Annotated in this window: 16 protein-coding genes; 3 read left to right on the top strand and 13 right to left on the bottom strand. The window is 42.8% G+C overall.

Features of this window, described 5'->3' with window-relative positions; all coding sequences use genetic code 11:
• Positions 1-3: 3 nt before the first annotated feature.
• From ACR2F3_RS07125 to ACR2F3_RS07180, 12 genes are all read right to left on the bottom strand, one after another.
• Positions 4-921: a dihydrodipicolinate synthase family protein gene (locus tag ACR2F3_RS07125; RefSeq protein WP_432709292.1), complete on the bottom strand. Its 918-nt coding sequence runs from the start codon at positions 919-921 to the stop codon at positions 4-6.
• Between the two features lie 130 nt (positions 922-1,051).
• Positions 1,052-2,743 (bottom strand): M1 family metallopeptidase, encoded by a 1,692-nt coding sequence (locus ACR2F3_RS07130; protein ID WP_432709293.1) that lies wholly within the window; start codon positions 2,741-2,743, stop codon positions 1,052-1,054.
• Between the two features lie 10 nt (positions 2,744-2,753).
• Complete coding sequence (locus tag ACR2F3_RS07135) at positions 2,754-4,151, bottom strand: aminopeptidase P family protein (protein WP_432709294.1); 1,398 nt, start codon at positions 4,149-4,151, stop codon at positions 2,754-2,756.
• 1 nt (position 4,152) lies between these two features.
• Complete coding sequence (locus ACR2F3_RS07140) at positions 4,153-6,900, bottom strand: DUF5695 domain-containing protein (RefSeq protein ID WP_432709295.1); 2,748 nt, start codon at positions 6,898-6,900, stop codon at positions 4,153-4,155.
• A gap of 170 nt (positions 6,901-7,070) precedes the next feature.
• Complete coding sequence (locus tag ACR2F3_RS07145; RefSeq protein ID WP_432709296.1) at positions 7,071-8,858, bottom strand: aminopeptidase P family protein; 1,788 nt, start codon at positions 8,856-8,858, stop codon at positions 7,071-7,073.
• Positions 8,859-9,374: 516 nt separating this feature from the next.
• On the bottom strand, positions 9,375-9,884 hold the full coding sequence (locus ACR2F3_RS07150) for a D-glycero-alpha-D-manno-heptose-1,7-bisphosphate 7-phosphatase (RefSeq protein WP_432709297.1): 510 nt from the start codon (positions 9,882-9,884) through the stop codon (positions 9,375-9,377).
• Positions 9,874-10,599: a nucleotidyltransferase family protein gene (locus ACR2F3_RS07155; protein ID WP_432709298.1), complete on the bottom strand. Its 726-nt coding sequence runs from the start codon at positions 10,597-10,599 to the stop codon at positions 9,874-9,876. Before ACR2F3_RS07155 ends, ACR2F3_RS07150 begins: the two co-directional genes overlap by 11 nt.
• On the bottom strand, positions 10,592-11,236 hold the full coding sequence (locus ACR2F3_RS07160) for a D-sedoheptulose-7-phosphate isomerase (RefSeq protein ID WP_432709299.1): 645 nt from the start codon (positions 11,234-11,236) through the stop codon (positions 10,592-10,594). The genes ACR2F3_RS07155 and ACR2F3_RS07160 overlap by 8 nt, the downstream gene beginning before the upstream one ends.
• Before the next feature lie 11 nt (positions 11,237-11,247).
• Positions 11,248-12,273 (bottom strand): hypothetical protein, encoded by a 1,026-nt coding sequence (locus ACR2F3_RS07165; RefSeq protein WP_432709300.1) that lies wholly within the window; start codon positions 12,271-12,273, stop codon positions 11,248-11,250.
• 20 nt (positions 12,274-12,293) lie between these two features.
• Positions 12,294-13,280, bottom strand: coding sequence for an NAD-dependent epimerase/dehydratase family protein (locus ACR2F3_RS07170; RefSeq protein WP_432709301.1), 987 nt, complete (start codon positions 13,278-13,280; stop codon positions 12,294-12,296).
• Between the two features lie 238 nt (positions 13,281-13,518).
• A complete protein-coding gene (locus ACR2F3_RS07175; protein ID WP_432709302.1) occupies positions 13,519-14,679 on the bottom strand; it encodes an iron-containing alcohol dehydrogenase in 1,161 nt (386 codons plus the stop codon).
• Positions 14,680-14,692: 13 nt separating this feature from the next.
• Positions 14,693-15,691 carry an NADP-dependent oxidoreductase gene (locus ACR2F3_RS07180; RefSeq protein ID WP_432709303.1) on the bottom strand — a complete coding sequence of 333 codons (999 nt, stop codon included), beginning with the start codon at positions 15,689-15,691 and terminating at the stop codon, positions 14,693-14,695.
• Positions 15,692-16,054: 363 nt separating this feature from the next.
• Between ACR2F3_RS07180 and ACR2F3_RS07185 the strand changes: the two genes are divergently transcribed.
• Positions 16,055-16,981: an endonuclease/exonuclease/phosphatase family protein gene (locus ACR2F3_RS07185; RefSeq protein WP_432709304.1), complete on the top strand. Its 927-nt coding sequence runs from the start codon at positions 16,055-16,057 to the stop codon at positions 16,979-16,981.
• A gap of 16 nt (positions 16,982-16,997) precedes the next feature.
• The gene (locus tag ACR2F3_RS07190) at positions 16,998-18,323 is read left to right on the top strand and encodes a TIGR00341 family protein (protein WP_432709305.1); all 1,326 of its coding nucleotides are present in this window, start codon (positions 16,998-17,000) and stop codon (positions 18,321-18,323) included.
• On the opposite strand, the gene ACR2F3_RS07195 is transcribed toward ACR2F3_RS07190, so the two are convergent.
• Complete coding sequence (locus ACR2F3_RS07195) at positions 18,320-18,784, bottom strand: DinB family protein (protein WP_432709306.1); 465 nt, start codon at positions 18,782-18,784, stop codon at positions 18,320-18,322. The two genes, ACR2F3_RS07190 and ACR2F3_RS07195, sit on opposite strands and share 4 nt — an antisense overlap.
• 175 nt (positions 18,785-18,959) lie before the next feature.
• On the opposite strand from ACR2F3_RS07195, the gene ACR2F3_RS07200 reads away from it, so the two are divergent.
• Positions 18,960-20,749, top strand: a 1,790-nt coding sequence (locus ACR2F3_RS07200) for a glycoside hydrolase family 97 catalytic domain-containing protein (RefSeq protein WP_432709307.1), incomplete at its 3' end; no start/stop codon positions are given.

Consider the following 20,749-nt stretch of genomic DNA (forward strand, 5'->3'; position numbering starts at 1 on the left):
TGTTTATATTCCCCAGCTGCCTTCAGGTAATATAGGACGACTGGCCAGCGCGTCGTTTAGAATTTTCATTACCCGCTCTCGCTCTTCTCCATGTATCGCTAAACGTGGTGCACGTACGGCCTCGGTCCCTATACCTGTTGCCACTTCTGCCAATTTAATATATTGTACCAGTTTGGGCTTGATGTCCAATTCTAATACGGGTAAAAACCAACGGTATATTGTTAAAGCTTCGGCAATTCTGTTTTGTTTCACCAACCTGAAAATAGCTACTGTTTCTTTCGGGAATGCATCGACAAGTCCGGCCACCCAGCCGTCTGCACCCATCACCAGACATTCCATGGCAATCGGGTCCACACCCGTGAAGATTTTAAAGCGATCGCCAAAACGGTTGATCATCCTGGTAACGTTGGATACGTCGCGGGTAGACTCCTTTACTGCCTGTATATTGTTGTATTTCGACAGGTAATCAAACATCTCGAGGGTCACTTCAATTTTATAGTCTACCGGATTATTGTAAATCATAATTGGCAAATCAGTACTTTCTGCAACCGCAGCAAAAAAAGCCAATGTTTCTTCCACATCGGAATAATAACGCAAAGGCGGTAACAACATTAAACCATCGGCACCTAAAGCTTTAGCTTTAACAGCTGCCGCCACTGCTTTTTTAGTGGTCGATTCACCGATATTTAACAATACAGGCACCCTGCCATTCACCTCCTTGAGGGTGTGCGACAACAGTTCAAATTTCTCGTCATCAGTTAATACACTGGCTTCTCCAAGAGAACCACATAATATAATCCCATCTACACCAGCCTCCAGCTGTGCTTCCAGGTTAATGTTAAAGGCATTAAAGTCAAGTTCGTCATTAGCCGTAAACTTGGTTGTTACAGCAGGAAATACACCAGTCCAATTGATACTCATGTTTCTATAGTTTTTTATCTGTTTAAATATTTTCGCTTTAATTAGTCGATTCCACTATGTCAAAGTTAAAACAGCGAGGCAGCAAATTATGACCTGATATTAACCAATATAACCTGTAAATGCACCTATGTTATTTCGATTTCACCGCTTTGATATAATACATCTTTTCAATCGCGTCGGTAGTAAGCATTGAATCTTGTCCTTTTTTTAGGGGTAGTTGCTGCCAATATCCCGTGGGTACCACACGTAAGGTGCTTACACTTTCTTTTTTCAAGACCAGCGGAAGGTTAAATCCTTCCACAGCACCAACCCAGCGATAATTTAATTTACCTTTTTCTATATAAAATTCCAGGGTCGGGATATCGGTGGTCCGCAGGTATTGATCAAAGACTTTCGCATAATTATATTTTGCCTGTTTGGAGATATATTCTTCCACCTGTGCCGAGGTAACGGTCTGGTGATAGAAAGTCTTATTTAGGCCACGCAAAATAGACCTGAAAAGCGCATCATCGTTCATACTGTGGCGAATACTATGGAGTAAGTTGCCACCCTTGGGATACATATCGCCACTTCCCATATCATTAACTCCGTAATTAGCAATGATCGGTTTATCGTTTCGGATACCTTTACGGATGCCATAGTTGTATTCATTTCCCGCCTGTTCGCCAAAATGATAATCGGTAAAAAGCGTTTCACTGTAATTGGTAAAACCTTCATGTACCCACATATCAGCAAGGTCATTGGTGGTGATGTTGTTGCCAAACCATTCATGGCCGCTTTCATGGATAATGATAAAATCCCACTTCAAGCCCCAGCCCGCACCGGAAGGGTCTCTGCCCAGGTATCCAAACTTGTACTGATTGCCATAGGAAACTGCCGACTGGTGCTCCATGCCGGTATGGGAGGCATCGATCAACTGATAACCATCTTCATAAAAGGGATACGGACCAAACCAATGCTCTAACGCCTTAAACATTTTATGCACCTGATCAGGCATATAAGTTTTTGCTTTCGCCTCATTGTAATCTAACACCCAGTAGTTCACATCCAGGGGACCCTTTTCCCCGGCATAACTTTCTTTGAAATTCACATACTTACCGATGTAAGGGATGATACAGTAATTGCTGATCTGTTTAACCACATTGTATTGATAGGTAGTAGTTCCATCCTTGTTATCCTTTTTAAAGACTAGTCGCCCATTACCCACCGCCACCAGGCTGTCTGGAACTGTCATGGTAAGTGAGGCGCCCTTGTCGGGCTCATCACTCTGGTGATCTTTATTAGGGTACCAGACCGAGGCCCCAAGTCCCTGGCAGGCAACGGTCATCCATGGGCGACCTTCAGCATCTTTAGCAAAGATAAAACCGCCGTCCCAGGGTGGGCGAATGGCTTCGTGCACCTTCCCATGGTAGTAGATATGCACACTGTGTTGTTCTTTTATTTCTTGCTTTGGCACCGTTACGTACCATACACTGCCTTCTTTAGCAAATTTTAAGGAACGTCCATCATCATAGACTGCACTGTCAATGACCAAAGGATCCATCATGTCAATCTGCATTCTGGTCTGTCCGTCATTACTTTGCACCACCTTATACACAATCTTGTTAGACCCCTGTATTGTTTTGCTTTTGTAATCAGGCTTAAGCCCGATTTCATAACGCTGCACATCCCACCAGGTACGTTCTGGCATCAAACTACCCCGTAAGGTATCAGTACGGCTGAAAGACTTAGCAGGTTTTGGCGCTTCCTGTGCATAAATTGAAGTTAAGCCTAAAGGAAAAAGGGACATGCAAAGCAGTCCCAGTTTTATTTTTTTAGTCATTTGTATCATTTTAATAAGCTTCGGCCCTAATGGCTTCAATTTCCGCTGTGGTCAGGGCAAGTGGTTTGCCCAGCATTTCATGACCGGTGCTGGTAATTAAAAAGTCGTCTTCCACCCGGATGCCAGAGAAATCCCGGAAAGCTTGTAATTTATCATAATTAATATAATCGTTAAACCTATTCGATGCCCCCCATTGGTCCATCAGTTCAGGTATAAAATAGATACCAGGCTCAACGGTGAGCACATAACCAGGTTCCAGCTGTTTGCCTAAGCGCAAAGATTTCAGTCCAAACTGTGCTGTATTTTTGGTGAGGGTTTCTGTATAACCCACATAAGCTTCGCCCAGGTCTTCCATATCGTGAACATCAAGCCCCATCATGTGGCCGGTGCCACATTGAAAGAACATGGCATGTGCACCTTGTTCAACTGCATCGTCTATATTACCCTTCATTAAACCCATGTCTTTTAAACCTGTCGCCAGGGTTTTACAAGCCTTCAGGTGCACATCGAGGTAACGGACTTCAGGGCTCAGCAGGCTGGTAGCCTGCTGGTAAGCTTCCAGCACAATATCATACACTGCTTTTTGTTCTACAGTAAATTTCTTGCTTACCGGAAAGGTACGGGTAAGGTCGCCCGCATAACCCAACGCGGTTTCCACACCCGAGTCATTAAGTACCAGTTGTCCTTCCTTTAAAGTGTTTCCATAATAATGGTTGTGCAAAATTTCCCCCCTGGTGGTTACAATGGCCGGATAGGCCAGCTGACCGCCACTAGCCACAGCTGCCTGCTGAATGGCGGCAACCAGGTCACGTTCGGTTTGCCCAGGTTTGGCCAGTTGCATCACCATCAGGTGGATATCAGCTGAAACCGATGCTGCATGGTGCAGTTCCTGAATTTCTTCGGCCGATTTAATGGAACGTTGGGCAACGACAGCTTTAATAAATACGATACTCGCCGCTGCTGCCAGCTGGTTTATGGGTAAATGTAGCACGCTGGCTAAACGTATTTTATTCTCTCCACGGTAAGGTGGTAAAAAGTGCACCTGGCGTGTCTTGGCCAGGGCATTAGCCAGGTAACTTTTCAGAGATGCTGAGGCTTGTACGAATTCAACTCCACTGGCTGTGCATTTTTCATGCAGGGTTTCCTGTCTGCCCATCCATACAATGTCGTCAAGGCTCATCTCGTCACCAAAAACAATTGTTTTATCTTCATCCAGGTCCATTACGGCTGCTAAATGTGGTTCCTGGATACCGAAGTAATATAAAAAGGTACTGTCCTGCCTAAAGTGATAGGCATTATCTTTAAAATTCATTGGACTTTCTTCATTGCCCAAGAACAATAAAATACCCGATCCTATGCTGGACGCCAATTGCTTGCGCCTGTTGATGTAAATTTCTTTAGTAAACATGTTAGTTCTTTTTTCGTTGCAGCACCACCTCGGTTATACCATCCCGCTGTAGTGGGATCTTGTAGTTGCCTTGTGTGGTTCTCTCGAAGTTAGCAATTTCATAGGACGCTTGTAGGCTGTTGTCCGCTGTTTGTGCATATTTTAATACAGCTGTTCCTGTGAATTGGTTGGCAGGTGCCAATTTTACACGTACCTCACCTGTTTTGAGGTGATAGGAAATTTCATCAATATTCCCTGCGTCAAGGTTAATCCATAAACCTGCTTCAGCGATGAAAACCGCATTTCTCGCAGCGGTTAGCGGTTTCACCTTAACTAATTGTCCAGCTTGCTGCAGATTTCCACCAAAACTTAACCAGCCGAATTCTTTGTGTCTGATGATATAGGTACCGGTATTCACCGCATAACCAAAAAAACCTGAGCCATAATCACCAGAAATGCCATCATTTCGCAGTGTTGAGGGAAAAGCGTGGAAAGCAGCCGGTGCAAAACCTTCCTGGGTAATGTTGGAAATGGAGCCCATCAAACCGGCATAACCCGCCCGCAGCAGATAAAAATCATCAGGATTCTTGCGGTATTCTTCCAATACAGGTATCGCATTTAGCGCAGAACCATAATGGTGAATCATTCGTTCCACACGTTGCAATTTACCGCCATAAAGAAAATCCCAATAGCGTCTGGCGTTGCCGTTGTAGGCCCAATGCGGAACTACAGGAACATAGGCCAGGATTGCGTTTAACGTTACCTCAGCTTTATCATCAAAGCCAAAGTACGCCGACCATACATATACTTCTTCTTGTCCGGTTGAATCCCAGGGCATCTCACTTCCAAAAGGATAGCCCAAAGAACGCCAGTGAAGAGCACGTTTTTTCATGTCTGCTTCCAGTTTGTCTGCCAGTGTGGTCATCCCTTCGGACTTGAGGTCTTTTAAAATTAACAGGAACACCGTTCCTTCCATTTGTCCGTATTGAGCATAGTGTGGTGCCAGTCGACTCATGGCCAGGGAAGTTTCCGCCGCATGGGTCAAATAGGTTTTCCAGCTTGCGGCATCCACCAGGCCCTTATAATTTCTAGCCAGGCGGTACATTACCCAGTGGGCAGCTGCCACATGCGGGTAATTATAGGAACGGCCTAAAGAGTTTGCTTCTTTGGTTGGCCATGCAGACCAGGTTTTAAAATTTAGATTTTCGTCATACGTACCTTTAGGCAAGGAGTCGGGGGCATAATAAAACAAGCTTTTTTTGACACCGTACTTGTTTGGGCCCTCGCTTAGCTGGATCCGGCCAAACATGGTACTATCGGCAAAACGTTTCAACTTGGCCACCTCGATAGCATTCGGCACCACCAATTGCTTCATCAGGGCACCCAGCCAGCTTCCCGCACCACCTTCATCACTTAGCCCGGCAATCCAGGCCCGGTTATCCTGGCGAACCTGTGCTTTTTTTTCATCATCGTAAGTAATCACCGAAGGGCTCCTCTTAAAGATAGGATCAGGCTCATCAAACCACTGTTTGGTAGTGGAGAAGTTCCCATAATCGGCAATGACCTGACTTTCTGGCTTAATCACTTTATAACTTATAGTTTGCACTAAACCGTCGTCATACGTTACTGTAAGCCGGGCCCTTCCCCAGCTATTGCCCTTAACCTGGTATGTTTTCCAGTTGTTTTTTGTGTTTTCTGCGGCGGTAATGGTCAACGCATCTTGTGGGTAAACGGCTATGTGTTTTACTTTTTCATCATATTTAAGGAACAACTTGGCATCCACATCCTGAGGCAATACATAACCAGGTACGGATACGGCTACGGGCCGTTGCTGCTGTGCCAATTTACTTTCCAGTGTTTTTACTGGACCGGCAACCACGAGTTTTAACCCAAAGTTGCGAACCTCCCCAGGTTTCAACACTGCAGAACGTGGGGTATTCCATTGCTCTGCGCCTGTCCATTCCTGTTCTGCAGGGGCCTTGCTATAAACCATCCATTCGTAGAACCCCTCAAACACAATGCTTCGTGGAGTAGGGTCATCGAGTAATGGGTTATAGGCTTCAAAGGGAGTATCACCATCAGGTAACACCAATAAAGATGGCGCCAGGCCACTCAGCCGAGTTACCTGCAAATAACCTGCATCCATACCGATATAAGGATCGTAAAATACATTTTGAGCATGCGTTTCATCCAGTGACTTGCCTTCTAAAATATTGTTAAAGATCATAGGGATGCCAAGACCACCAATTTCAACATCGCTTTTACTATTATTTTTAAGTTCGAAACGTAGCACAAGCTCACCGTCTTTCATCTCCCAGAAACGCTTCACCTGCAGAGGAATATCTGCGGCAAGGGTTGGCGATAAATCAGCTGCTGCCAGCACTTTTCCACTACTTTTCAATACTTTCACAGGAGCACGTTTAGTGGCCGACGAATATTTCTGCCAATCTTTTCCCTGGGTTCTCAATGTCAGGTTGATATCACCTAAGTGATATAGTCCGTCGCTATGTCGAACATTTAAACGATCGGACGGCGTAAAATCAAAATTGGCAACTGCTTTAGGAGACAATGCCGCTACCGTTTGCGACGATATTACCAATTTAAGCTGCATATCGCCAGCTTCCAGGTTTAAGGTACCCTGTTCCAGGCCTAAAGTTGCCGGGCGGGCAGCCAGTTTATCCCAATACTTTTGGGCTAATACCGGACGGGGCGTTATGAATGTTAATAAGACCACCAGGCATAAACAGTAAAGGGACGGTAAATTGCGCATAATTGTATTTATTTAGAGTTTATATTTGGTGTTACATATACACTGACATACTCGTGAACGGCACTGCAAGCCTTGGTCATGAGGGTCTTGGTAAATCAAAAATATACTTTTTGATTTAGCACAAAGGGCATTCTCCCAAAACGGACAATATCCGGCAAGTATTGGTTTATTTAAGGTAATTGCATTGAGATGGGCAGGCATTTCTTCTGCAGCCAGACTGCCTCTTCAGGCCGGAGAAAGGGGCTTAACATTTCATACACATGATGGTTATAATCATTAAGCCAGGTTAACTGCGATTGGTCAAGCATTTCCTTTATCACCATTTGAGTATCAATATGGGCAAGAGTGAGCGTTTCAAATGCATGAAATACACCGAATTCCGTCACCGATTTTTCGATGGTTAAAACGAGGTTTTCAGTCCTTACGCCATGAGATCCCGGCCTGTAAACACCAGGCTCAATAGAAGTGATCATGCCCGGCTGTAGCGCTACAGGCACATTAGCTGGCCCGATATTTTGCGGCCCCTCGTGCACGTTGAGGTAAAAACCGATGCCGTGCCCAGTACCATGGCCATAATTGATACCCTCAAGCCATAACGGCTGCCGGCATATTGCATCAATCTGGTATCCTCGTGTGCCTTCCGGAAAAACAGCTTTCGAACCGTCAATTAATGCCTTTAAAACAAGCGTATAATCTTCCTTTTGTTGTATAGTGGTATGCCCCATGGGGATGCTGCGCGTAACATCTGTGGTACCATAATGATACTGTGCCCCGGAATCAATCAGGAATATACCTTCAGGTAAAACAGGCAAATCGCTCTCAGGAGTGGCATGATAATGTGGTAAGGCACCATGTGCCTGGTACCCTGCGATGGTGTCAAAACTTATACCAGCAAAATTTTCCTGTTCGGCACGATAAACTTCAAGTTGATCAGCAGCTGATATTTCAGTGATAGTTTCCTTGCCAACACGCTCTTCAAGCCACTTAAAAAAACGTGTTAATGCCACACCATCTTTGATCATTACCTTTCGCACATGTGCCTGTTCGCTTTCATTTTTAATGCTTTTTAAATGGGTACTCGGATTAACGGCCAGTTGTACCTCAACTTCGTCGGTCAGAAGATCATATAAGCCATAACTGCATTTTTTTGGATCTAAAAGCATGGCTGCTTTCCCGGGGATCTTTTGCAGGTATTTTTCAATGTCGTGGTAGGCTTCAACAGTAACCCCCTCCTGCTGTAGCTGCGACAAATGCACCGGAGATAGTTTGCCTTCAGCAATAAACAACCTGGCACTTTCTGCTTTAATCAAGGCATGACTTAACACAACGGGGTTATGGTTGATGTCGCCACCCCTAAGGTTAAAAAGCCAGGCGATATCATCCAGCGAAGAGATCAAGTGGTAACTGGCCTGCTGTTTGGCCATTGCAGCCCGCACTTCTTTTAATTTTTCTGCTGCTGATTTACCGGCGTCTTCCACTGGAATCAGCGTAGCTGCCGCATTTGGCAAAGCAGGTCGGTTTTGCCATACTGGCGTAATGAGGTCGACGGAAACACTGCTGATACTTTTTCGACTTAAAGCCCTCAGCAACTCCCCTGCCATATACACGGAAAACAAGCGGTAATCAAAACCAACTACACTTCTTTCAGGCAACTCGGCCAGGTAAGCAATGTACTCAGGCGTATGTGGGACCTTTAATTTTACTAATTCAAATCCGGAGTCTACAAGCTCTGCTTCTGCCTGGATGAAATAACGGAAGTCTGTCCACAAGCCAGCGAATGTTTGGGTAATAACCAGCGTGCCAGCCGAGCCCGTAAAGCCACAGGTGAATGACAGGATCTTATAATGATCAGGGAGGTCCTCACTCAGGTGTGGGTCGGCAGAAGCAATGACATAAGCATCCAATTGCAGCGCTCTCATCTGCTGTCGTATGGCAGTTAACGTGTTTTTCGAATTCATGATCTGATGAGCTTGATTGTGCTGATTGAACACCAGCACAACTGCTAATTTAATGCAAGCGGACTATAATCTGTTAAGATTCCCTGATTTCATTAAAAAGTGAAAACATTAAGTTAAGATACGGGAACCAGGGATGCGGAGTTTAGATCAGCTTCGTAAAAAAAAATCACACAGCAGGGTAGAAAAAATTCACAAAAAAAACCGTCAGTACGAGCCTGACGGTTTAGTTTTTCATAGATAGCTTAGATTACTGAAGTAATAAACTTAGATAACTCTCACCAAAGTCTGTTCCATAGAAGAAAATGACAGTAAAACAGGTATTAATTAGATGACAACACATAGTTAACATTTAATAGGTCACCATTAAACGAATATCCGACTGACCAATACCATTACTTAGTTGATTCTGTGAGCAGTTAAAAACTGTATAAAGTTGATTTATTATGTCATCTAATTTGGTCATTAGTTGATCTTTTAAACAAATGAATATTATTCATTTGTTTAAAAATTTCCAGTTCAACCAGGTAAAAAGACAGTGCATATATCGTTTGTAGAGGCCAAGGTGTAATCCGCACAGCTATTGATTCCGGCTCCGATGTAAATGGTTTTAATGCCCAGATTTTTTGCTGGAATTAGATCGGAAACAGAATCACCGATCATCCACGAGCGACTAAAGTCGACTGCATAATTTTCTGCAGCTTTCAAAAACAGCCCATCCTTAGGTTTCCTACAGTCACATTGATCTTCGTCAAGGTGGGGGCAAAAGAAAAAGTCGTTAATAAAATTCCCGGTTCGGTCATTTATATCTTTATGAATCGATAATAATTCTTCTTCCTTTAGCATTTTACGTCCTACACAACGTTGGTTGGTAACAACAACAATTTGCAAAAACATGTTATTGGCCATGGCCAGGAAATCTTTTATTCCGGGCATTATCTGTATATCCTCAGTTTTCAAAACGTATCCGTCATCAATTTTACGGTTAATTACGCCGTCTCGATCAAGGAACAAAGTATTAAAGCTCATGCTGACAAACATCTTTTAATAATTGCTGCGACAGAAAATAATCACCGGGAATACCGATGTCTATAAACAAGCCATCGCAGATTTTCCCATAGACGTTCAATTCTGTAAGGTGCTGGTGAAAGAAATCTTGCTCAATAGAAAATTTCTCTGGCTTAGGGAATTTGCTGGTGAGCGACTTATTCATGTAATATATTCCACCATTGATGATTCCCCTTCCGGTTTGCCCGGGCGTCTTTTCATTAAAAGATTGAATGCCCTGATTTGGAGAAAGGTTTACCGTTCCATAACGACTACAATTTTCAACCTCTTTAAGGGCAAAAGCAAGATCGGCATTTCTTTCAAGGGCGAAATTTTCCAGTCCAGCCAAGGAAACATCAAAATAGGTGTCGCCGTTCAGGATAAAAGCACTTTTTCCCTCTACCTGCTTAAAGGCTTTAAAAATGGCCCCGCCAGTTCCGAGCAATTCCTCTTCGACACTATAACGGACGTTTATACCGTACCGGTCAAAAGCATCATGCAGAAAATTCTGGATGGTTTCCCGTTTATGACTAACGGCTAAAACCACAGTTTTAACCTGTTGGGTGGCCAGATAATGCATTACATAGTGGATAAAAGGACGGCCATTGACCTCGGCCATAGGCTTGGGCAGGTCATGAACTACCGATCGTAACCGTGTACCCAGGCCACCTGCCAGAATAATTGCTTCCTCAGTCATCCACGTTCACATTAAGGTCTTCGATGTCTACACTTAAGTTTTCAAGGTCAACCGGCTCAGCAAGAAACAGTTTACGCTCTACAATTTCGCAAAGAATATGGCCAATAACAATATGGGCTTCCTGGATTCTAGGCGTATCGTTTGATGGAATATTGATCAGGTAGTCGGCTTCAACTTTAAGCCTGCCGCCACTTGCACCAGTGAGGGCAACAGTGGTTAAGCCCTGTAATTTTGCCTGCCGGAATGCGCGGATAATGTTTTCAGAATTTCCTGATGTGGTAATACCGATCAGCAAATCGCCCCTTCGCCCTTTCGCCTTGATCAGGCGTGCATAGATCTCATCATAAGAATAATCATTAGCCACAGCAGTAAGGTAGGATGAATTGACATGCAGGGCTTCAGCGAACAGTGGCTGCCGGTCAAAATAAAACCGGCCAGTAAATTCGGCAGCAATGTGTTGCGCATCGGCAGCACTTCCACCATTGCCACACAGCAATACCTTACCATCCCGCTGAAATGCTGCAATGATTTCCTGCGACACGGCCTCGATCCTAGCAATCAATTCAGGGCGCTGTATTACCTCGTTTTTAACAGCTATGCTTTCGAGGATTTTCGATGTAATAAATTTTTCTAACATAATACATGATTTTAAGCTTTCCAGGCTTGTACGCCTTTATCATAAAAATTAATTCTCTCCACACGGCCGCCAAACTGGTTGAGTGTGTTTTGTAAATGGTATAGGAAATTTCCTTTCACATAAAACATCATGTAACCACCGCCGCCAGCTCCTGAAATTTTACCTCCAGTAGCCCCATTATTCATGGCAGCAGCGTAAATTTCATCTACCACAGGATTAGTAATTTCTTCAGCAGTTTGTTTTTTCGATATCCAGCTGTCGTTCAGCAAGTCGCCGATTTCACATAACCTGCCCTTCAACAAGGTTTCTTTCATATTAAAAGCCAGGCTTTTAAGCGAATGCATGGCGTCAATAGATTTGGTCGAGTTACCGTTTACATTATTGACTTGTGCATCGATAATCTTTGATGACAAGCGGGAAGTGCCGGTATAATACAGGAGTAAGGAAAATTCTAACTCATACACATATCGTTGTTTGATTCGCAAAGGGTTAACCACATCCCGGTCGTGATAAAACTCCATAAAATTGAAGCCCCCGAAGGTTGCAGCATACTGGTCCTGTTTGCCACCAGACAAACCAAGGTCTTGTCGCTCGATGGAGAACGCTAAATGAGCAAGGTCGTAATCGCCCAGGGCCAGACCAAGCCATTCTGCAAAAGCGGCAATAATGGTAACCACAAGAGTAGAGGATGATCCAAGACCGGAGCCCTGGGGTGCATCCACATAGGTTTCCAGTTGATAAAACATGGGCACCTTGATGTTAAACTCTTTACGGATGCGATTATGAATGGCCTTAATTAACTGCAGTTTTTTGTCATTAAGGTCAAACTCCTCTACGTTATTAAATACATGATGTTCATTGATATCATGACATTTAATAACGATTTGTGGGATGGACAAAGGTGTTAGTGTGGCGTAAGCAAACTTACTTATGGTTGCATTTAATACCGCACCGCCGTATTGATCACAATACGGGCTGACATCGGTGCATCCCCCGGCAAGACCTAGCCTTAACGGAGCTCTGGAACGTATAATCATAGGCTGTGTGTTTAATGGATTTAGTTAACAGGAATGTGACCTTTGTATTCGCGAGCAATCATTTCGCGCAGGTAATGCTGTATCTTTTCGGTGGTATTGGCAGTGTATTTTTTCACAAATTCAGGCAATTGTTCTGCTTGGGTATAGAATTGAAAATTGTTGACCAGTGTGTCTGGAAGTGGAATTTTAACAATCCTGATTTCTTCTTGCGACTTGATCCCGCTTTCAATAAACACGTTAGCTACAAGTTTCGCCAGGTCCTGATGGGTTATGGCATGACCTGAACCCAGGTTATAAATACCGTTAGCCAAGGTTGCATCGTTCAAGACATCCGTAATTACCTGAATTACATCATTCACCCACACGTAATCGCGCCTGATATTTTGATCAAAGAGCTCAATTGTTCCGGTTTCCTGAATGAATTTGTAGAATCGGTGGGGTAAACTGGCGTTCCTGCCTTTATGGAATTCGCCCATGCCGAAGATATTAAAGAATCGCAGGCCAATGACTTTACCGGAAAAATTGCTGCAATTCTGTGTCACATATTGATCAAACATCCACTTAGACCAGCCGTAGGAATTCAGAGGGTGTTCATACCTGCTATTGATTATACAGTGCCTGGAGTTTCCGTAAATTGCTGAACTAGAGGCATAGATAAATGGAATTTCATGTTGTTGGCTATACTGAAGGTAAAACCTCGAATGGTCGTAATTAACGTGCATCATAAGCGCTGCGTCTTTCACTAAGACATCAGCGTTGGCACCAATATGAAAAATGGCCGCAATGTCATGCCTGTTCAGTTCCTGCTCCAGGTATCCCCAACCTTTATGGTAAGAAAGGTAATCGACGAAAGATAACCCGAGCAGGTTATCAAATTTTTTTTCATCATACTGGTCTATGATAACCACTTCATACAACCCTTGGTGGTTTATTTTTTTCACCAGGTTAGCCCCAACAAAACCAGCCCCCCCGGTTACGACGACAACTTTATTTTTTATTGTAAACATGTTTTCAGTTTAACATAGCTTCGCCACATCAATTACAGTAGCTACTACCAGGTAACTAAATTTACGACGCTGTCCCTAACCGTAAGAGAATTTGGAACGGTTGTGCAAAAAATGTAAATCCCTAACATTTTTTAGGAATTACAGGTAACTGAAACTTACACAGAACAGAAAAAAAAAGGAGCGTAATCTTTCGATCACACTCCTATTAGAATTTCCACCTCCATGGAAACGGAATTATTTAGTAACTCATTTTCACAACTTTTTCCACATCATGGGGTGACAACTTTTTATGCTCCCCTAAACCTAGCCATCCCCTCTCCGTGAAACGCTGCGAAATTTTCTCTGCTGTACCTTCGTAGTCAGGCGTGTAATCAGATAATTTGGTATCAATTTCTAAGGAATGGAAAAAATCGACTGTTTTTTGGATCGCTTGTCTGGCCATATCTTCCGTTGTACCGGCCTGAATGCCCCATACCCGCTGTCCATACTGGGCTAACTTTTCCTTTTTAGCCTCGAAATTATAGTTATAATGTCCTGGCAGAATAATAGCAAGTGTTCTGGCATGATCAATTCCATACATTGCAGTTAACTCATGACCCATAGCGTGGATTGCCCAGTCGCCAGGTAACCCTTTTTGAATCAAGCCATTCAATGCCATGGTGCAACTCCACATAAAGTTAGCAGCAGCTTCGTAATCGCCTGGATTTTTAATCACCCTTGGTGCTACTTCCACCAAGGTTTGTAAAATACTTTCGGCAAATCGATCCTGCAATAAGGCGCCAATTGGATAAGTCATATATTGCTCCAGCACATGCGTAAAGGCATCGGTAATGCCGTTAGCCAACTGGCGTTTTGGAATTGATTTTACAACCTGCGGATCTAAAACAGAAAATACCGGAAATAATCCCGGCCCACCCATGGACAGTTTTTCCTGGGTTTCTTTACGTGTAATGACAGCACCGGAGTTCATTTCAGAGCCTGTGGCTGGCAGGGTTAACACGGTACCAAAAGGCAGACCGTGTTCTGTTCTAATCGAATTTTTCAGGATATCCCACGGTTCATCACCTTCATAAAGAGCCGCAGCAGAAAGAAATTTTACGCCATCAATTACCGACCCGCCACCAACAGCAAGCATAAAAGTAATGTTCCGGGTTTTTATAATGTTCAAAGCCTCCATTAACACAGCGTATTCCGGGTTAGCAGGAATACCCGCAAATTCCACCACATCGAATGCGGATAAGGCATTTTTCACCTGCTCGTAAACACCATTTGACTTGATGCTGCCGCCCCCATATAAGAACATCACCTTAGCATCCTGCGGAATTTCTTTCGCCATATTAGCGATCTGACCTTTTCCAAATAAGATTTTGGTAGGATTTTTAAACTCAAAATTTAACATATCAATATATCTTCTAAATTTTCACTATCATCTTACCCTCGTTTTTCCCTTCAAATAAGTCCATAAAGGCCTGTGGAATCTGATCGAAACCTTGCACAATTGTTTCTGTATAAGTTAACTTGCCCTCAGCGAGCCACTTTGTTAAGGTGGCTATCCCTTGTGGAAACTCATTGGCATAATCGCCAATGGTAAAGCCCTTCATTAATGAACTGGTTGCAATTAATTTCCACTGCATTCGCGGGCCAACTGAAACCTGGGTATCGTTATATCCAGAGATAGAACCGCATACCACTACCCTGGCCAACCTGTTAAGGTTATACATGACTGCGTCAGAAATTTCTCCACCTACATTATCGAAATAAATATCGACACCATTAGGCGCCGCTACCTGAATGGCCCTATTCATATCATCAGTGGTTTTGTAGTTAATAGCTACATCAAAGCCGAACTTATTTTTCAACTGAGCCACTTTTTCATCTGTTCCGGCAATACCTATCACCTTACATCCCATAATTTTACCGATCTGACCAACTACACTACCTACGGCACCTGCGGCACCGGATACGACCAGTGTTTCGCCTGCTTTTGGGCAGCCAATGTTTTTTAAACCCAGGTAGGCTGTTAATCCGGTCATACCTAAAATACCTAAATAAGCAGTAATACTGGATGATTCCGGTTTTATTGGCGTAAGCCCCCGCCCTGTGGATATATTGTATTCTTTCCAATCCAGGTAACCTGATACTAAAGTTCCCTTTTTAAAGTTCGGGTTTTTAGATTCCATCACTTCAGCAATCACGCCCGATGAAATCGGTTGGTTTAACTGAAAAGGTGGCACGTAAGATTTTGCGTCTATCATACGGCCTCTTAAATAAGGATCAACTGAAACATATAAGGTTTTTAACAAAATTTCTCCTTCCTTTAAGGCAGGGATTTCTTCTGTTACAAATTTAAAATCGTCCATCGTTGGTTTGCCAACGGGTCTATTATTTAATAAAATCACTCTGGTTTCCATAAGCATAACACCTTAAGTACTTAACCTTTACTTACTCTAACAAATCATGCACTGATTTGCTTGTGTTCATTGAAAATAACAGTAATTCCATTCATCACTTTACAGGGCCAGTATTCCACACGGTAGGGACGCAAAATTAGCCTGCATAGGCACTAATCACAAAAGAATAACGGGGAGATATGCAAGTGTAATGTAAAATAAAAATTCACATCTTTGTACTTCAAAAACACCTAACCAACCTTGCTGATAAACGACTTCCTATTCTACTTTGGCATTTTTTTAATTATCGCCACCGTGATTCCACTGATAAGACATGACTATTGGATATTTCGAGTTTTCGAATATCCAAGGTTACAAAAACTAATGCTGAACGCACTTGTACTGGTAATGACCGTATGGTTTTTTCCAACATCACTTAGCGAACGGATCGTTGGCGGATTATTATTACTTAACTTCATCTACCTGCTCTACCTGGTGTTACCGTTTACGCCGTTTAGTAAAAAACAGATCATGAGGAGCCGTCATCTGGCAGGAAAAAACAACATAAAACTGCTTATTGCAAACGTATACCAAGATAACCGGCAAAGTGATGCCTACCACGAGTTGATCAAGGAATGTGATCCTGATGTGATTTTACTGGTAGAAACAAATCGTTGGTGGGCAGAAAGGATGGATTCCATTTCTGATGCATATCCTCACCAGCTAAAGGAACCACTAGAAAACACTTACGGCATGATGCTATATTCCAGGTTGGAATTATTTGGCGGCTCGGTAAATTACCTGGTGGAAGCTGATGTTCCTTCCATAGAAGTGAATGTTAAACTATTATCCGGACAACTAGTTAAGCTGTTTTGTCTGCATCCACAACCACCTGTTCCTCAGGAAAACCCACGATCTACAGAACGCGATAAAGAAATTTTGCTGGTTGCGAAAAAGGCAAAAAGGAGCAAAATTCCGGTACTCGTTGCCGGCGACCTGAATGATGTGGCCTGGAGTTATACTACAGAATTATTTGGCAAGATTAGCGGTCTGCTCGACCCTAGAAGAGGTCGTGGTTTTTTTAACAGCTTCAATGCTAAACACTTCTTTCTGCGTTTTCCACTCGATCATATCTTTTGTTCTACAGATTTTACGCTAACGAGTATAAAACGGATGCAAAGTTGTGGCTCAGACCATTTTCCAATGTTTGTAGATTTTCAATACGATCCAGTTGCAGAAGTAATTCAGGAGGAACCAGAGGTGGCAAAGGATGATGTGGAATTAGCTGACGAAAAATTAACTAAGGTTTAATATTTATATTGCGGCGATGAATGAAATCTATCAGGCAATTAGGAAATTTTTGCAGTACCGGTTTAGTCTTCATGACGACAATGCAGAGGAAGCGGATACTATAGAGTCGATTAGAAAGAATGTTGAGTTTAAAGGGGCAAACCTTTGGACGTTGATATTTGCCATCTTTATCGCTTCCATAGGATTGAATGTAAATTCAACCGCCGTTATAATAGGCGCCATGCTTATTTCTCCTTTAATGGGGCCAATTATGGGAGTAGGATTAGGCATTGGTATAAATGATTTTGAACTGGTTAAAAAGGCCATAAGGAACCTTTCCATTGCCACCGTAATTAGTATAGCAACTTCAACATTATATTTCTGGATCACCCCCCTGCACAACGTTTCTTCGGAGCTGCTTTCCCGTACAACACCATCAATCTGGGATGTGTTTATTGCAGGATTTGGGGGACTTGCTGGTGTAATTGCCGCAACCAGGAAAGAAAAAAGCAATACCATTCCCGGGGTTGCCATAGCTACTGCGTTAATGCCACCCCTGTGTACAGCGGGTTATGGCCTGGCTACCGGAAACCTCTACTTCTTCGTGGGCGCCCTATATCTTTATTTCATTAACAGTGTATTTATTTGTGTGGCGACTTACTTAATTATCCGTTACCTTAATTTTCACCAGAAAGAATTTGAAGATAAAGCCTATGAAAAAAAGGTAAGGAAATATATCTTAATAATAGTACTGGTTACTGCCGCACCAAGTGTATACCTGGCTTATCGCATTGTTGACCACAGTATCTTTGAAAACAATGCCCAGGCATTTATCGACAAAGAATTGAACTATGACAATACACAGGTCATTAGCCGGAATTTTAGGTACAGCAACACAAAAGGTAAAGAAATTGACCTTCTTTTATTGGGAGACGAACTTGACACCACGGAAATTGCAAGCCTGAAGAAAAAAATGGGTAAATATAAACTGGAAAATGCAAAGCTTAAAATCAGGCAAGGATTAAATGCTAAAAATGAAATGGACATTTCCCAAATCAGGACCAGTATTCTGGAAGCTGTGTATAAAAATGATTCAACCAAAAAAAATTCAAATAAACCATTAGCCATCAATTTACCAATACCTGACTTAGGGAATGAATTAAAAACATTATATCCGAACCTGGTATCCTATAGCATACACAATACCAGGTTTATGCGATTAGATACGAGCATGACGGATACTTTAACGCTGGCTGTAGTAAAGTTTGACCGCAATATGTCAGTTCCGGAACGTTCACGCTTACAGCAATGGTTAAAGACCAGAATTAAAGCAGATTCCTTAAAGCTCATCATTACCAATTAGATTTCTATTGACCGTGCAAAGGTAATGTAGTCTGTATTAATGGGTTCTAGTCCGTTTTTCCTCATCTCGGTTGCGATTTGTGCCCGGTGATAGGTCCCATGGTTGAAGATATGCAAGAGAATGTCTATACGTGTGTTGGTGAAGTGCTCATTTTTTGTATTCGTATAACTTACATTAACCAGTTCTCCGCCTTTATGGTCGGCAAGGAGCTGCGTTAATGCAGTTGAAGACTGTATGTGGTGTCTTTCGCAATCAGCAAGACTATAATTGCCCCATACATCAACACCGGGTACTTCTCCAGTGAGCCGGCTTGTCCAGATGGCTTGAGCATTGGTCAGGTGATTCAATAAATGCAGGCATTTTAATGGAATGGCATCAGGCTGACCCTTAAAAGCTTCAAAAAGCAATTGATTAGCCCAGTTATTATATAACAAAAGTTGGTTAAGGGAATTAGACATCATTAACGTTTTGAAATATATGCTTAGGAAAGATACCACTAAAAACCTATTCTCATTTACAAACTTTTCAATATGTAAAGGGATTAAAAGCAACTCGTTTCTTACAATTAAAATATAATGTCTATTTTTTGATTGTCAAAGTAAGCAAGTTTCTAACCAATTAATTTCTTTACCGCTCATGCTCTACAAAAACGTACTATTCGGAGTCTTTTTGTTATTCTGTTTCTCAACATCTTATGCTCAAGAACTGAGTATCTCCAGTCCTGATGAAAAATTAACTGTTAAATTATCCTTAGAACAGGGTAAACTCTATTATAGCGTAATTTTAGGTGAAACGGTAATGCTGGAGAAATCGCCCTTAGGACTACTTGGAAAGCAAGCAGACCTTTCTGCCAACCTTCACCTGACCGGAAAAACTTCCCGCCAGATCGACGAAACCTATTCGGAGCCTAAAATTAAAAAAAGCACCATCAGGTACCAGGCTAACGAATTGGTAGCACAATTAGAAAATGGAAAGAATAATAAACTGGAGGTCGTGTTTCGTGTGAGCAACAATGATATCGCTTTCCGCTACCAGGTTCCTCAAACCGGTGAACCGGCCAACATGATTATTGAAAAAGAATTAAGCGGGTATAATTTTCCGGTAGGTACCACAACTTTTTTAACACCTCAGGCATCCCCTATGATTGGCTGGATGAAAACCAAGCCAAGTTATGAGGAAGAATACACCGTGGACCAGGCTATGGGCATCCCTTCAAAGTATGGCGTGGGTTACACCTTTCCGGCATTATTTCGTCTGGGCGAAAAAGGCTGGGTACTGCTTTCAGAAACCGGGGTAAATGGCTCTTACAGTGGCGGAAAGCTGAGTGAAGGAACAAAAGAAGGATTATATACGCTTGCATTTCCGGAAGTCGGTGAAAATAACGGAATGGGGCGTTCAAATCCTACGTTAGCGTTACCGGGCAACACTCCGTGGCGCACCATTACAGTTGGCACTACCTTAAAGCCCATTGTGGAGACAACAATCCCCTTTGACGTGGTGGAACCATTATATGAAGCCTCAAAAGCTTATACTTTTGGACGTTCAACATGGAGCTGGTTATTGTGGCAGGATGGTAGTATAAATTTCGACGACCAGAAAAAGTTTGTTGATCTTTCAGCAAGCATGGGTTACGAATTTGTATTGGTTGATAACTGGTGGGATACCCGTATAGGACGAGAAAAAATAGAAGAACTTGTGGCATACAGCAAGAATAAAGGCGTAGGCATATGTCTATGGTATAATTCAAATGGCTATTGGAGCGATGCACCACAAGGGCCAAAAAATAAAATGAACACTGCTGTTGCAAGGAAAAAGGAAATGTCATGGATGCAAAGTGTTGGTATTAAAGGTATTAAAGTTGATTTCTTTGGTGGCGACAAGCAGGAAACGATGAAATTGTATGAGGATATCCTTTCCGACGCCAATACCTATGGGTTGACCGTTATTTTCCATGGCTGCACATTACCAAGAGGTTGGGAAAGAATGTACCCTAATTTTGTTGGAAGTGAAGCCGTACTGGCTTCAGAAAACCTGATTTTCACCCAGCATGCCAACGATACAGAAGCATTCAACGCGACACTGCATCCCTTTATACGCAATGCCGTAGGTGCGATGGATTTCGGACCAGTATTGTTAAATAAACGCCATAACCGGGAGAACACTGGTGGAATGATTAGAAAAACCACGGAAACATTTCAACTGGCAACGGCTATATTATTTCAAACCCCGGTTCAGAATTTTGGTATTACCCCTAATAATTTAGATGATATGTCTGGCCATGTGATAGATTTCAAGAAAAAGGTGCCTCCCACATGGGATGAAACCGTATTTATTGATGGTTATCCGGGAAAATATTGTGTCTTGGCACGTCGCCACGGCGACACCTGGTACATCGCAGGTATCAACGCCGAGCAAAAGGATAAAAC

It is taken from the genome of Pedobacter sp., from assembly GCF_045627485.1.
GTDB lineage: Bacteria > Bacteroidota > Bacteroidia > Sphingobacteriales > Sphingobacteriaceae > Pedobacter.